Source organism: Rhizobium sp. HT1-10, assembly GCF_049472505.1.
In the GTDB taxonomy this organism is placed as follows: domain Bacteria; phylum Pseudomonadota; class Alphaproteobacteria; order Rhizobiales; family Rhizobiaceae; genus Rhizobium.
In genome coordinates, this window is record NZ_JBCEBQ010000009.1 from 91,832 (window position 1) to 105,216 (window position 13,385).

The window sequence follows — 13,385 nt, forward strand, 5'->3', positions numbered from 1 at the left end:
ATCCTTTATATTTGCGAGACGCGCTGCCACAAATGGGAGCTGAAACCGCTATCTACGTACTTGGCGAACTCCTGCCAAGCAGGATAACCGGCCTGGAACATTTGAGCCGACATTCGGCCATCCTTGGCGGGATACAGCCGGCCGCCGGCTTCGCGCACGATGGCATCCAGCCTCGCCATTAACCGCAGTGTCTCGCTTCCATGATTGGGAAAATCAAGTGCAAGCGTCGTACCCTCCGTGGGGAACGACAGCAAACCCGGCGACTTTTCAGCACCGAACGTCTTGAGAACCGCGAGGAACGAGCCCTGGCCGCTCGCCGATATAGCTTCCAGCATTTCCTTCGTTGCGTCCCGCTGCACAGAAGGAGGCACCACGGATTGATACTGAAACATCCCCTTGCGGCCGTAGAGGCGGTTCCAGCGGCCGATCGAGTCAAGCGGATAGAAAAAGGAATGAAGCGGAACCCGGGCCTCGCCGGCCTTTCGCTTGCCGTTCCAATAATACAGAGCGTTGAAGGCGCTGATCGAATACCGGTTCATTGCTAGGCTTGGCAAGTTCAACGGCATGGTGAAGCGCGTATTGCCTTGATCCGAGAGTCGCGAACCGACCTTGGCATGGTTGCCTCGCGAAAACAGACCGCGCCCAATGGATGCCCCCTTAGCCAGGCAGTCGATCCACGAGACCGTATAGTCGAATTGCTCCTCGCTTTCTTTGGAAAGCGTGAAAAACGCGTCGAGATTTTCAAACGAGATACTCTCGGCATCAATCATAGCGCTCTCGATCGCTATGAGCTCCATTTCCACCCAGGTGATAAGGCCCGTCAATCCAAGACCACCGATCGTTGCGGCAAACAGTTCGGGATTCTCGCTCGGCGACAACTCTAACTCTTCACCATTCGAACGCAACAGACCAAGCCTGCGCACCCAGCGGCCAATGGTACCGTTGCGGTGGTGATTCTTTCCATGCACGTCATTTCCGACCGCACCGCCCAGCGTCACATATCGCGTGCCCGGCGTCACCGGCAGGAAAAACCCCTGCCGTACAATCACCTGCAGCAGCGTGTCGAACGACAAACCGGCTTCCGCACGCACAAGCCGCTGGGCGGGGTCGAAGTGGAGGATCCGGTCGACACCGGTCATATCGATGATGCCGCCTCCCGGGTTGAGGCCGCTGTCTCCGTAAGACCGCCGCAAACCGGTGCCAAGCAACGTCAGCCCTTGCTGGCGGCCGCCCAGGGCGGTTGCGCGCAACTGGTCACGCCAAACGGGCCGCGCCACCTGATGCTGTGCCTTCAGCACATTGCCCCATGAGCGAAAGTCGTCCTGGGGGTTGAATGCAGTCATAGCGCCACCAGAAACAGCAGTCCGACAACGATGCCCAGCCCGATACTGACCCGATCGCGTATGGCAAAGCTGACCGGATCATCGTTCATTTGCCCGCGATGTGATAGAAGCCATATGCGGCCCAGCCAGATTGACAACATGACTGAAATGCCACTGAGCAGTTCAGGGCGCGAATAGGCAAAACCGGGTGTCAACTCCTGCAACACGAAGATCATGAACACCACCAGCGAGGCTATTGCAGCGCCGACACCGAGCGCCAGCGTCAAAGCCGCATCCTCCAGCTCATAGCCGCGGCTCTTGAGACTGGCGGCACCGCTGGAAGCCGCCCGCACGATCTCCGTGTGGCGCTTGGCCGTTGCCAATGAGAAGAAGAAAAACAAAGCGAAGGTCAACAACCAGGCTGGACGCTGATTTTCAAGCAGCGTGGTGCCCATGATCAGACGGGTGGTAAACAGTACGCCGATGATCAACGTATCCAGAAGCGGCACCCTCTTCAACCCGAGGGAGTAGGAACCGGTGATGAGAAGGTAGGCAAGCAGCGCGACGGCAAACTTGAGCGACAACATGATCGCGACTGCAAATCCGCCGAGCAGCAAACAACCCGCAATAATAAATCCGGAACGGATCGACAGTCGACCGCTGGCGAGCGCACGACTGCGCTTGGACCAGTGCTGGCGGTCGGCATTGAGATCAGCGATGTCATTGAGCAGGTAGGTGGCCGAGGTGACGCCAAGGAGGCAGCAAAAGGCCAGCAGGGTTTGCACGATCGTCGAGACGTTGGACCATTCATGCGCAAGAATAAGTGGCACGAACATCAGGACATTCTTTGTCCAATGATGCACGCGGATTGCTTTCATGAATTCCTTCGGTGTCAGCGATGGCGAATGGAACTCTTTCAGCACAGGCTTGCCAAGCGCCTTTGCACGTCTGGCGACCTGCTCCTTTACGCCCGCCAGCACGATCCCCTCGGAGGCCTGCCAGACGGGGATGTCCACCGCATGGTCGCCAGCATAGATAAAACCGTCGGGAAAACGCTCAGACAGATATTGTGCTTTCGCTTTGCCTTTCAGGTTGGTCAAAGCCGAGCCGGTGGCGGAGGCAAAGATGCCGACGCGCTGGGAAACCTTGTCGACGATCGTTTGATCGGCGGCTGAGCACAGATGCAATTCATGCCCTTCCTCAGCCTTTTCACGGAGCCATTTCACCAAGTCTTCGCGTAACGGAAGTATTTCCTCTGTGACATCAACTTCCTTGGCCAGCGCCGCTTTCAACGCGTGCCGCCCTTTGGAAAGCGTTGAAAGAGAGCGCGCCAACCCAAGGGGATTCCGAAACAATGCGATCGCCGCCGTCTCGTGAAGGGTGTCTGAAAGCACCAAAGTACCGTCGAGATCGACGACGATGGGCAAATGCGTAGCAAGCCCGATGGTGGCGGATGGAGTTGGTGTTTGCATAACAACCTTGCGGATCGGCGCCTCTACAAAGGCCCCCCTATACGGTGGATTCAACCAAAAGGCCACCGTCTGAATACCTCTAGTGGCGGTTATCGCACCAAAAGTTCGACCCAAGGTGCTCACCTTCCGAGTGTTTGTCGGCAAGCACCCAGACAGCAAACAGCGTGGTCGTATCAGGCGGGTATGCACTTGATGGCCAGAGTGGATGTCCGGTGTTCGTATCAGCCAGTTGATCGACAAACAGAACAGAGAACGAAAGCCTAACCTGTCACGGTCACCTGTCAGTCCAGGGGCTTCCTGATTGCTTGGGGATCTACCAAGGGAGCTTTGCCAGTCACAGCCGGTGCCGGCCGTGAAAGAACATAGGCAAGGCGCCTGAAAAAGTCGATGGTGCGGAAAATATGCGCCGGAATGCGCTTCCAGAAAGCGAGCTTAGCGGCTCGGTAGTCTCTGCGACGACCGATCATAGTTTCACGTTGGGACTTGCTGAAACCGACGAGATTTTCCCGCGTGGCGAAGATAGAAACGTTCGTGTCCCATCCACGCTCCACGGCAACGTCCCATGGCAGGTTCATCACAGCAAGCGCCCTCAAGAGATTTTCGGCGCCCGATCGTGTCACGAGATAACAGGCGGTGGAACCTTGCGGTCCGAACAGGCAGCGCCCGATCTGATCGCCCCGAGTGCTGCGGACATGCTCGCGAAAGCCCTTCCAGCGATGGTTCACAAGCTTTATAATTCCCGCTGCCGGGACAGCATGGTGCGCTGCCAACGCGCGCTCCATCAACTCGCCATTAAGCTCAACGTCGTCTTCGATGACAATGGCGGCATCGCTTTCGCTCGCAAGGAACTCATGCAGAGCCATCAGGTGGCTCCTGTAACATCCATATTCACCCGGCAGGATGGATCTGCCGTGACGTCTTGCGAAACCAAGGCGGTCGACATCGACCCATTGCTCAACCGCGACTGAACTGCCGTCGACGCCCTCGATCCGCTGTATTTCGATGCCTAAGTCGAGGCTGCTGGCCCGGATCGCAGCCAACCGATCGACAGCCCGGGCAATATTTATGAGGTAAACGGGAAGTCGCTGCCTGGACATGAATTACCTGAAGTAATCGAGTTTGCAAAGTCAGAAGCGCGCTGACTCGCGCTGGTGTCGGTAACGAGAATTTCCTTCAGGAGGCTCACGTTAGTGCCGAGCGGGCTGGCTGATCCGATTCAGCAACTGCAAGGGCTTCGGTTAATTATCATTTCCCCATTAGAGTGCAAGGCTTCGATTCGCTGCACCCCCGGCATTTCGTCGTGCTCCACATTCTCGAGCCAACGCCACCTCTTCTCCCAGCAAACTCCCTCGGAGAAATATCAAACGCTTGTTTGAACAAATCACTTCGCCTTTCTATAGTCACATCGAACAGCCATCCCGACTGCGCCCCGTCCGAGACAACGAAGCCGACGCGGGTACCCCATCGACACTGGAGGAAAAGACGATGACGAAGATGCGTGCCCTGGTTCTGGAGCGCCAGCACGAACTGGCCCTGCGCGAAATAGACCTGCCGCAGGAGGTTGGGCCGGGCCAGGTGAAGATCAAGATCCACACGGTCGGCGTCTGTGGTTCCGACGTGCACTATTATACACACGGTCGCATTGGCCCCTTCGTTGTGAATGAGCCGATGGTGCTGGGCCATGAGGCCGCCGGCACGGTGGTCGAAGTCGGTGCCGACGTCACCCATCTAAAGATCGGCGACCGCGTCTGCATGGAGCCGGGCATTCCGGATGCCAACTCCCGCGCCAGCCGTCTCGGCATGTACAATGTCGATCCGGCCGTCGTCTTCTGGGCGACCCCGCCGGTCCATGGCGTGCTGACGCCCTTCGTCGTCCATCCCGCCAACTACACCTTCAAGCTGCCCGACAATGTCACCTTTGCCGAAGGCGCCATGGTCGAGCCCTTCGCGGTCGGCATGCAGGCCGCCACCAAGGCGCGGATTGCGCCCGGCGACACCGCTGTCGTGCTCGGCGCCGGACCGATCGGCACGATGGTGGCGATCGCAGCACTTGCCGGTGGCTGCTCGCGCGTCATCGTCGCCGATCTTGCCCAGCCGAAGCTCGACATCGCTGCGCAATACCAGGGCGTGATCCCCGTCAACATCCGCGAAACCAAGCTGATCGACGAACTCAACCGCCTGACCGACGGCTGGGGTGCCGACGTGGTGTTCGAATGCTCCGGCTCGCCCAAGGCTTGGGAAACGATCATGGAACTGCCGCGTCCGGGCGGCTGCATCGTCGCCGTCGGCCTGCCGGTGGCACCTGTCGCCATCGACGTGTCGATCGCCACGACGAAGGAAGTGCGGATCGAGACGGTGTTCCGCTATGCCCATCAGTATGACCGCGCCATCGCGCTCATCGGCTCCGGCCGCGTCGACCTGAAGCCGCTGATTTCGGAAACCTTCGGTTTCGAGCAGTCGATCCAGGCCTTCGATCGTGCGGCCGAAGGTCGCCCGAGCGACGTCAAGCTGCAGATCGTCCTCGACCAGTAGACCGATACAAAGCAGCCCGCACCAGACTCGCGGGCTGCATTTTATACAGACGTGGGAGCTGCAGCTATTCCGCAGCAGCTTTGACGCTGCTGGCGTAGTTGCCCATAGTCAGTTGTGCGAGCAGGAACGCAATGACGGCACAGCCGGCTATTGCCGCCGACATCGGCACGGCCGTGCCGTTGGCGACGAGGCTGGCGAGCACCATCGCAACGGCACCGGTCACGAACTGCAACGTTCCCATCAGCGCCGAGGCCGTACCGGCGATAGCACCATGCTCCTCCAGCGCCAGCACCGCCGTGGTCGGGATCACCAGGCCGAGGAAGCCGAAGCCGACGAACAGCAGGCAGACCAACACCGGCAGTTGCTCGAAGCCGAGGCCCATCGCTGCGACCAAAGCCACCATCGACGCCGCAAAGCCCGTGACCGCGACCCGCATCACCCGGACCAGGCCAAACCGCTGGCCGAGCCGGCCGGTCATCTGCGAGACCGCGAAGAACGACACGGCATTGACCGAGAAGGCGAAGCTGTATTGCGTCGGTGTCAGACCGTAGTGATTGATCAGCACGAAGGGCGAGTTGGCGAGATAGACGAGAAAGCTGGAGATGCCGAAGCTGCCGATGAAGGAAAGCGTCATGAAATTCCGGTCGCCGAGCAGGTAGCGATAGGCCGCCATGGCACTGCGGAAGCTGCTGCCGGCACGGTCTTCCCTTGATCGGGTTTCCTTCAATTGCGTCGACAGCAGGATCAGGCCGATGAAGGCAGCGATGGTCACCGCCCAGAAGACGCCACGCCAGCCATAGAAGGCAATGACGGCGCTGCCGGACAGCGGCGCGAGGATCGGCGAGATGCTGAACACCAGCATCAGCAGCGACATCAGCCGGGCCGCCTGGACGCCGGTGTGCATGTCGCGGACGATGGCGCGGGGCACCACCATGCCGGCCGCGCCGCCGATGCCCTGCAGGAAGCGGAAGGCGATCAGTGTCTGGATGTCGTTGGCGACAGCGCAGCCGACGCTCGCCACCGCGAACAGGCCGATGCCTATATATAGCGGCAGCTTGCGGCCATACATGTCGGCGATCGGGCCATAGAGCAGCTGGAAGATGGCAAAGGGAATGAAGAAGGCGAGCAGGCTCATCTGCACCAGATTGTCCGGCGCAGTCAGGTCATGACCGATCGACGGCAACGCCGGCAGGTACATGTCGATGGCGAAGGGACCGATGGCCGATAACAGGCCAAGAATCAGCGCTATGCGGAAGAAGGGCGTCATGGTCGATCACTTTCGAGGATGGGGCGGAAAAACGATGTCATCGGAGGCGTTGGGAGGCCACCTGAAAACGTCCAGCGGCCATCGCCGCTCATTTGGACACAACTGTCAAATTAGACATACTTGTCTAAAACGTCAATACGCTTTACTCTCCCTCCATGACAACTGCGCAAACCTGCTCACCGGCTATCCCAGCGGCCCCGCCACGTGGGCTTTCGACGAAGCGTCTGTCGATCCTGACGGCGGCGACCGAAGTTTTTTGCCGTGAGGGTTTTTCAGGCGCCTGTATTGATGAGATCGCCGTCGAAGCCAGCGTCTCGCGCCAGACCATCTACAACCACTACCGAGACAAGGAAGCGCTGTTCGTCGCCATCGTCGAGGACATCATGGCGCGGACGGGCGCGGGGCTTTCTGCCATCGTGTCGACGTTTCCGGCGTCGCCCAGTGATATCGATGGGGAACTCGAAGCCTTTGCCATCCGACTGGTCCGCAACTGCCTGTGCAACCACGATGGCCGTTTCCTCAGAAAATTGCTGCAGTCCGAAGGTGAGCGTTATCCGCACCTGTTCGAGGCCTGGCGACGGAAAGGTTCAGGCCTGCCGGTGGACGCCATCTCCGGACTTTTCCTGCGCCTGAAGACGACCCGCCTGCTGGATATCGAGGACGTCGATCTCGCCGCCCGGCAGTTTCTGGCACTGATCAATGCAGACCTGCAGGTCACGACGCTGTTCGGCGGCATCCCGACCGAAGAGGATATCGGCAGCGCGGCCCGAAATGCCGTCAAGACGTTCCTGCGAGCCTATCCGTCGCCCGCAGACAGGGCATGATAACGTTTTGATCTTGGATTGCTTGAGGATTTGCCAGGAGCCGGGCGCGCCCGCGCCTGGCGTCGCCATTCTCCGTTTCGGAGATGGCGAACGCTGCGGGGCGATCAGGCGTCCGGCAGTTCGACTTTCAGGGCCGAGGCGATCCGCTTGATCTTAGCCGGATCATTGTCGTTGCCGGCTTCGATGGCGACAATTTCGTCGGCGGTCAGGCCGACGGTTTCAGCCAGGTCGTCAACGCTGTAGCCAAACGAACCGCGTGTCGTGCGGATGCGCGTGCCGACATCGGCGAGCGTGTCGATTTCGGCAGACTTGGGGTCGGTCGTGGTGGGATTGGACATGGAATTCTCCTTCGCCGCTGGATGATTAAAACCTCAATCGCTGCCAGCATCGTTACCAATGTCGCATCTCTTTATTGCCGCAATGCAAAATCAGCAAGCAGAATTGCTGCGGAGCACAAAAGGATTGATCGACAGTAAAGCAAACGCCTGCAAGGCGAGATTTTTTCGGTGTCTCACCCGGTGTGATGCCGGGCAATCGCATTAACGCCTGAAACTGAACTTCGGTTGCCTGCTAAGGAATAGCGCGCAAACGCCGCAAATCCTCCAGTTGGAATAGCGTTTGCAAGACATCGTGGGAAATTCGACGGTCGGCCCGGACAGCAAAATGCCGGACCGCCTTGGCGGTCCGGCATGCTACCATTCAGATTGATCAGGAGAACTGTACTTCGAGCGTGATCGGCACTGCGGCGAGTGCCTTGGAGACCGGGCAGCCGGCCTTGGCCTGTTCAGCCAGTTCCGTGAATTTCGCCGCGTCGGTGCCGGGCACGGAGGCCACCAGCGTCAGGGCGATTGCAGTGATGCCGAAACCGCCTTCGACACTTTCGAGCGTGACCTTGGCTGTCGTCTGCATGCTGGTCGCCTTCAGGCCGGCGCCGTCGAGGATGCCGGAGAGCGCCATAGTGAAGCAGCCTGCATGGGCAGCGCCGATGAGTTCTTCCGGATTGGTGCCGGCAACGCCTTCGAAGCGGGCGGCGTAGCCATAGGGATACTCCTTCAGCGCGCCACTCTGGGTGCTGATCTCGCCTTTACCGTCCTTGATACCGCCAGCCCAATGGGCCGAACCCGTGCGTGAAATCTTCATGTGGTGCTCCTTTTGATGGGTTTCGGGAGACAGCGTTCGCCTCTCCAGGGCAACCGCTTGGCGAAGCCCTCGGCTTCGCCACAGCCAATATAAGGTGCTATCCCAAAAAGACGACAGCTGGACGACGAAACTCCTGCAGAGGTAGCTATCTTCAGCTGCGGTCAACCGAAGCGCGATGAGCCGGCCCAGAAGGCCGGCCCACCCTTTTGCGACTTACTTGTTCAGCGTCGCCTGCAGCTTGTTGACATCATCCGTCGACATCTCGCCATCGGTGACGACCTTGCCGTCGGCAATCTTCCAGAGGCGGAACGGGCCGGTGATGTCGCCGTACTTGTCGAAGGCGACGGGCCCGATGACGCCCTCGTAGCGGATCGGCTTGCCTTCCTTGATGAGACCGAGCGCCTTGGTGAACTCCTCCTTGCCGGCATATATCGGCGTGCCCGAGGGATCGACGGTCTTGAAGACGGCGTCCTTGATCTTCGCCGGATCTTCCGAGCCCGCAATGGCGATGGCAAGCCCGGCAATGGCACCGGCATCATAAGACCGGTCGGCTGCCGGATTGGACGGCTCTATGCCCGAGAATTCCTTGTAGTTCTTCATGAAATAGTCGGTCGAGGCCGTCGGGCTGGTGCCGGAGGACGTGCCATAAGCTTCCTTCAGGTAGTCGGCACCGACCGACTCGATGAAATCCGGGCTGTTCATGCCGTCGTTGAGCAGGAATTTCTGTACGCCGCCCTGCGAGACCCAGGTGCGGGCGATCGTCGCGCCGTCGACCGGCGTGCTGATAAGGTAGAGGCCATCGGGGCTGCCCGACATGGCGGCGGTGACTTCCGAGGCGTAGCTCGACTGCTTCTCGTTGTAGGGCGTGTCGGAGACGATCGTGCCGCCGAGCGCCTTGTAGGCGCGCGAGAACTCGGCCGACATGTTGACGCCGAAGTCGCTGTTGACGTGGATGATGGCGAGCTTCTTGAAGCCCTTGTCCACAGCGTATTTGGCAGCGGCAACACCCTGCAGCGCGTCCGAGGTGATGGTGCGGAAGAAGATGCCGTTGGTCTTGCCGTCGCGGCCGAGTGCCGTCAGCGTCGGCGACGAGGAAGCTGGCGAGATCTGCACGACCTTGGCAGGAGCCGTGACCGAGGTCAGGATCGGGATCGACACGGACGAGATGATGCCGCCGATGACGACGGGCACCTTCTTGACCTGGACGAGCTGGGTCGCGGCATCGACGGCGACATTGCCCTGGCTCTGGCTGTCGCGGGTATCTGTGACCAGATCGCAGCCGCGCACGCCGCCGGCGGCATTGAGATCGCGGAAGGCCATCTCGACCGACTTGGCGCCGGCCTGGCCGTATTCGCCGGCAGGGCCGGTCAGTTCCATGACGAGGCCGACGGTGATCTTGCAATCGGCAGCATTGGCGATGCCCGCAGCCATGATCAGGCCGAGGGCGGTGGTGACGGAAAGAAGCGCATTTTTCATGATTGTTCCCCTTGTTAGGTACGACTTCTATTTTCGTTCAGTAATCCTGTCAGGTCTCCGGTGTCTGCAGCCAGGTTTCCTGCAGATGCCGCCATTGCACGCCCCACGGCGCCGATGAACTGGTGGTGAAGAGCGCGCTTGCCTGCCGGCGTGACCACACGCCCCGGCGGCACTGGATCTCGACATAGGTCATGACAATCGCGTCCTCCGTCTGGAAGCCGGCCCTTATATCCTCGATGTCGATGGAAAAATCGCGGTCGAAGCTGGCGCGATTGGCGCGGATCAGGGCGATGGTCGCCGCCCGGTCGTAGACGCGCCCGGTCGGCGGGATCATCTGAAATCCCTCGCCGAACACCTGCTCGCAGCGTCCGAAATCGGTCAGATCGGCGGTCGCCGCATCATACCAGCCGACGAAGAATTCGTGGAAGGCGATGATCTCGGCGCTGGCGCGCTCAAACAGTGATGGCTCCTGGCTCATACTTTCCCCGCGTTGAGATTGTAGTGCATGATCGAGCCGTGACGCCCCGTGCGGTCGCGCTCGAGCGTATAGACATCGCCATCGAGGCCGTTGCTTTGCGCAATGACCGTGTCGATCTCGGCGATGTCGGTGTCGGAAAGCGCGACATCCATGATCCCGGCATTGGCGAGCGCATGCGCCTGATTGCGGGCGCCAACGATGACGGCCGCGACCTGCGGCTGACGCAGCACCCAGGCACTGGCGATGGTGGCGATATCGACGCCGTGGCGGTCGCCGATCTTCCTCAATGTCGACAGCAGCGATTGAAACAGGTCCCAGCCGCCGAAATCGTCGATGATCAGCTTGTATTTCACCAGCGACCGGTTCTCGAGCGGCATGTCCGGCTCCGCCTCACCCAACCATTTGTCGCTGAGAAAACCGCCGGCCACCGAGCCGTAGCACAGGAACTTGACGTCGTTGGCGGCAGCCAGCGCCGTCAGGCTTTTGGCCGGTCGCTGGTCGAGCACGGAATATTGCAGCTGCTGACTGACCAGCGGGATGCCCGCTTTCAGGATCTCGGCCACATGCGGCGTGTCAAAATTGGTGGTGCCGACATTGCGGACCTTGCCCTCCCCGTGGAGTTCGTTCAGCCAGCCCATCGCATCGAGATAGCCATCCAGCGAATAGTCCCACCAGTGAAACTGCACGAGGTCCAGCCGGTCGGTGCGAAGCCGTTGCAGCGATTGCTCGACGATACCCCTGATATAGTCGCGGTTCATGTTCCCGAGCTTCTCGAGATCCGGCACCAGCTTGGTATGGACCTTCATCCCGGCCGCCGCCTCAAGGCCGCGCTCCTCGCGCAACCGGCCACGGGCAGCCCCGATGAGTTCCTCGACCCCTGTATAGATGTCGGCGCAGTCATAGGTATTGATCCCGGCATCGAAGGCGGCGATCAGATCGGTCACCGCCTGCTGGCGGTCGATCGCGCCGTGACCGCCTGCCAGCTGCCAGCCGCCGCGAATGACGCGGGAAATGGCATAGCCGGGGCGCAGTTCGAAGGTCTTGGTCATTTCATGCAGCTTTCAATTGGTAAAACTGTGGTGTTGCGGCAGCCTCCCCCTTCTCCCCTCGGGGAGAAGTGCCGAGCAAAGCGAGGCGATGAGGGGGAGCCACACGCGCAGTCCCGCGCCAGCCCCCTCATCTGCCCTTCGGGCATCTTCTCCCCGAGGGGAGAAGACAGGCATCGGCCATCCTGTCCGCCCGCCATCGATCAGCCCTCGCCGTCCGGCAGCGGCACCGCCGTCGTCTCGGCATGGCTGAACCGGCGCTTGCCCAGCCGCACGATCCTTAGCCGGCTAGCGCAGTTTGGATCGGGACAGGCGATCTCGGCATCCGAGGTCATCCAGTCGTTCTTGTGGGTCGGCCGCTGCTTGGCCGCCAGCAGCGGCAGCACGGCGGAAATCGAATAGACGGAAAATCCCTGCCCCGGCGGCATCGACAGCATCTCACCCTTCAGCTCGAAATAATCACCCGCCTTGGCGCCGCAATAGATCGGCTTGCCCTCGGGGATCACGGCCTCGACGCGCAGGTCATAGAGCTCGAAACTGTCGTCGCCGTCGCTCACCTCAGACCTCCGTCAGCGAAAAGGTGACGTCGCAACCGCCGTTGCGGCGGATGATCCCGCAGGCAGCGGCGAAATGCTCGCGCTCCTCGGGGCGCACCTGCGCGATGACGCTGCCGGCGAGCCAGCCGATCGGAAACAGCAGCCGCGCACCCGGGCCATAGAACAGGCCGATGTCGAAGATCGCATTCGGGCTGCCACCCCACATCCGGGCCGGCACATAGCTCAGCACGATATCGCCCGGCTGCGGTGTGACAGTCGCGTTCTCGGCGGGAAGTGCTGCCGCATAGGCGGCCCCTTCGAGCTGCGTTGCAGGGATCGGGCAGGAAATTTCCGGCCCCGTCCACATGGCATGGATGCCCGGAACGACGCGCGGCTCGGACAGATACTGGGTGAAGAAGGCGACGTTCTCGGGCGCCTTGCCGGGGAGAAGCGGCGCCACCACGGACAATCCGGAACGGGGCTCGGTGATGTGGATGGCGGACTGGCTCATGGGCGGTCTCGGATCTTGGCTGCATCGGCTTGCAGCTTGTTGCGCAAAAATGTGAAAGGCCGGCTGATATCGGCGACCAGCGCGGCGCGCGCGGCATCTGCGTCTTCGGCGGCAAGGGCCGCGACGATGCTGCGGTGGTAGTGGGCGGTGTCGACCTCGCCGGCCTCCGAGAAGGCATAGATCGCCACGCGGATGCAGGGGCCGGACTGCAGCCACAGGCTCTCGATCATCGGGATGAGCACGGCCGAGCCGCAGGCCCGGTAGATCTCGAAATGGAAGGTCTGGTTGAGGGTGACCTCGCGATCGACGTCCTTCTTCTGCTTGAGGGCACGCATCTCGTCCCACTCGTGCAGCATCCCCTCGATGGTCGCGATGCCTTTCGGCCCCATCCGCCCCGCAGCAAGGGCGATGGCCTCGCCCTCTATCAGGATGCGGGCGCGCAGGAGATCGTCGATCCGCTCAAGCGTGATCGGCGGCACGCGCACCGAGCGGTTGGGCAGCGCCTCCAGCGCCTTTTCGGTGATCAGCCGCCCGAGCGCCTCGCGCACCGGCATGGTGCTGGTCACTAGCGCATCGGCAAGGCCGCGGATCGTCAACACCTGGCTCGGCTCGAACAGCCCGCCGATCAAGGCGCGGCGCAGCTCGGAATAAACGCGATCCTGAACGGTTTCGCGGCCGACCGGGGCCAGCTGGGCGGCAATCAGATCATTGCTTTTTTCGGCTGCGGCCTTTTGCATTGCGATCCCGTTTTTGACTTGCAGAACGAATTAAAGCTGAATAG

The 13,385-nt window shown here is 60.8% G+C and carries 14 protein-coding genes; 2 read left to right on the top strand and 12 right to left on the bottom strand.

Annotated elements, in window-relative coordinates; genetic code table 11:
- Positions 1-5 precede the first annotated feature (5 nt).
- From VH564_RS20405 to VH564_RS20415, 3 genes are all read right to left on the bottom strand, one after another.
- On the bottom strand, positions 6-1,343 hold the full coding sequence (locus VH564_RS20405) for an FAD-binding oxidoreductase (protein WP_423341695.1): 1,338 nt from the start codon (positions 1,341-1,343) through the stop codon (positions 6-8).
- On the bottom strand, positions 1,340-2,908 hold the full coding sequence (locus VH564_RS20410) for a UbiA family prenyltransferase (protein ID WP_423341696.1): 1,569 nt from the start codon (positions 2,906-2,908) through the stop codon (positions 1,340-1,342). The genes VH564_RS20405 and VH564_RS20410 overlap by 4 nt, the downstream gene beginning before the upstream one ends.
- 167 nt (positions 2,909-3,075) lie before the next feature.
- Positions 3,076-3,891 (bottom strand): glycosyltransferase family 25 protein, encoded by an 816-nt coding sequence (locus VH564_RS20415; protein WP_423341697.1) that lies wholly within the window; start codon positions 3,889-3,891, stop codon positions 3,076-3,078.
- A 388-nt stretch (positions 3,892-4,279) separates the two neighbouring features.
- Between VH564_RS20415 and VH564_RS20420 the strand changes: the two genes are divergently transcribed.
- Positions 4,280-5,326: an NAD(P)-dependent alcohol dehydrogenase gene (locus tag VH564_RS20420; RefSeq protein WP_423341698.1), complete on the top strand. Its 1,047-nt coding sequence runs from the start codon at positions 4,280-4,282 to the stop codon at positions 5,324-5,326.
- A gap of 64 nt (positions 5,327-5,390) precedes the next feature.
- Here VH564_RS20420 and VH564_RS20425 read toward each other — a convergent pair whose 3' ends face one another.
- Positions 5,391-6,593 carry a multidrug effflux MFS transporter gene (locus VH564_RS20425; protein WP_423341699.1) on the bottom strand — a complete coding sequence of 401 codons (1,203 nt, stop codon included), beginning with the start codon at positions 6,591-6,593 and terminating at the stop codon, positions 5,391-5,393.
- A gap of 155 nt (positions 6,594-6,748) precedes the next feature.
- On the opposite strand from VH564_RS20425, the gene VH564_RS20430 reads away from it, so the two are divergent.
- Positions 6,749-7,417: a TetR/AcrR family transcriptional regulator gene (locus VH564_RS20430; RefSeq protein WP_423341700.1), complete on the top strand. Its 669-nt coding sequence runs from the start codon at positions 6,749-6,751 to the stop codon at positions 7,415-7,417.
- Positions 7,418-7,521: 104 nt separating this feature from the next.
- Here VH564_RS20430 and VH564_RS20435 read toward each other — a convergent pair whose 3' ends face one another.
- The 8 genes from VH564_RS20435 to VH564_RS20470 form a co-directional block, all read right to left on the bottom strand.
- Complete coding sequence (locus tag VH564_RS20435) at positions 7,522-7,755, bottom strand: helix-turn-helix domain-containing protein (protein WP_423341701.1); 234 nt, start codon at positions 7,753-7,755, stop codon at positions 7,522-7,524.
- A 370-nt stretch (positions 7,756-8,125) separates the two neighbouring features.
- Positions 8,126-8,557 (bottom strand): OsmC family protein, encoded by a 432-nt coding sequence (locus tag VH564_RS20440; protein WP_423341702.1) that lies wholly within the window; start codon positions 8,555-8,557, stop codon positions 8,126-8,128.
- Positions 8,558-8,770: 213 nt separating this feature from the next.
- Positions 8,771-10,033: an ABC transporter substrate-binding protein gene (locus VH564_RS20445; RefSeq protein ID WP_423341703.1), complete on the bottom strand. Its 1,263-nt coding sequence runs from the start codon at positions 10,031-10,033 to the stop codon at positions 8,771-8,773.
- 49 nt (positions 10,034-10,082) lie between these two features.
- Positions 10,083-10,511 carry a hypothetical protein gene (locus VH564_RS20450; protein WP_423341704.1) on the bottom strand — a complete coding sequence of 143 codons (429 nt, stop codon included), beginning with the start codon at positions 10,509-10,511 and terminating at the stop codon, positions 10,083-10,085.
- Entirely contained in the window at positions 10,508-11,560 is a 1,053-nt protein-coding gene (locus VH564_RS20455) for an aldo/keto reductase (RefSeq protein WP_423341705.1), read from the bottom strand. The genes VH564_RS20450 and VH564_RS20455 overlap by 4 nt, the downstream gene beginning before the upstream one ends.
- Positions 11,561-11,760: 200 nt before the next feature.
- Positions 11,761-12,114, bottom strand: coding sequence for a TIGR04076 family protein (locus VH564_RS20460; protein ID WP_423341706.1), 354 nt, complete (start codon positions 12,112-12,114; stop codon positions 11,761-11,763).
- Between the two features lies 1 nt (position 12,115).
- On the bottom strand, positions 12,116-12,604 hold the full coding sequence (locus VH564_RS20465; RefSeq protein ID WP_423341707.1) for a DUF3830 family protein: 489 nt from the start codon (positions 12,602-12,604) through the stop codon (positions 12,116-12,118).
- Positions 12,601-13,341 carry a GntR family transcriptional regulator gene (locus tag VH564_RS20470; protein WP_423341708.1) on the bottom strand — a complete coding sequence of 247 codons (741 nt, stop codon included), beginning with the start codon at positions 13,339-13,341 and terminating at the stop codon, positions 12,601-12,603. Before VH564_RS20470 ends, VH564_RS20465 begins: the two co-directional genes overlap by 4 nt.
- Positions 13,342-13,385 lie beyond the last annotated feature (44 nt).

Bases quoted from the DNA above. Each gene is read 5' to 3' on its own strand.
- VH564_RS20425 (WP_423341699.1), bottom strand. From the start codon at position 6,593: ATGACGCCCTTCTTCCGCATAGCGCTGATTCTTGGCCTGTTATCGGCC.
- VH564_RS20440 (WP_423341702.1), bottom strand. From the start codon at position 8,557: ATGAAGATTTCACGCACGGGTTCGGCCCATTGGGCTGGCGGTATCAAG.
- VH564_RS20405 (WP_423341695.1), bottom strand. From the start codon at position 1,343: ATGACTGCATTCAACCCCCAGGACGACTTTCGCTCATGGGGCAATGTG.
- VH564_RS20415 (WP_423341697.1), bottom strand. From the start codon at position 3,891: ATGTCCAGGCAGCGACTTCCCGTTTACCTCATAAATATTGCCCGGGCT.
- VH564_RS20455 (WP_423341705.1), bottom strand. From the start codon at position 11,560: ATGACCAAGACCTTCGAACTGCGCCCCGGCTATGCCATTTCCCGCGTC.
- VH564_RS20465 (WP_423341707.1), bottom strand. From the start codon at position 12,604: ATGAGCCAGTCCGCCATCCACATCACCGAGCCCCGTTCCGGATTGTCC.
- VH564_RS20450 (WP_423341704.1), bottom strand. From the start codon at position 10,511: ATGAGCCAGGAGCCATCACTGTTTGAGCGCGCCAGCGCCGAGATCATC.
- VH564_RS20435 (WP_423341701.1), bottom strand. From the start codon at position 7,755: ATGTCCAATCCCACCACGACCGACCCCAAGTCTGCCGAAATCGACACG.
- VH564_RS20470 (WP_423341708.1), bottom strand. From the start codon at position 13,341: ATGCAAAAGGCCGCAGCCGAAAAAAGCAATGATCTGATTGCCGCCCAG.
- VH564_RS20430 (WP_423341700.1), top strand. From the start codon at position 6,749: ATGACAACTGCGCAAACCTGCTCACCGGCTATCCCAGCGGCCCCGCCA.
- VH564_RS20420 (WP_423341698.1), top strand. From the start codon at position 4,280: ATGACGAAGATGCGTGCCCTGGTTCTGGAGCGCCAGCACGAACTGGCC.
- VH564_RS20445 (WP_423341703.1), bottom strand. From the start codon at position 10,033: ATGAAAAATGCGCTTCTTTCCGTCACCACCGCCCTCGGCCTGATCATG.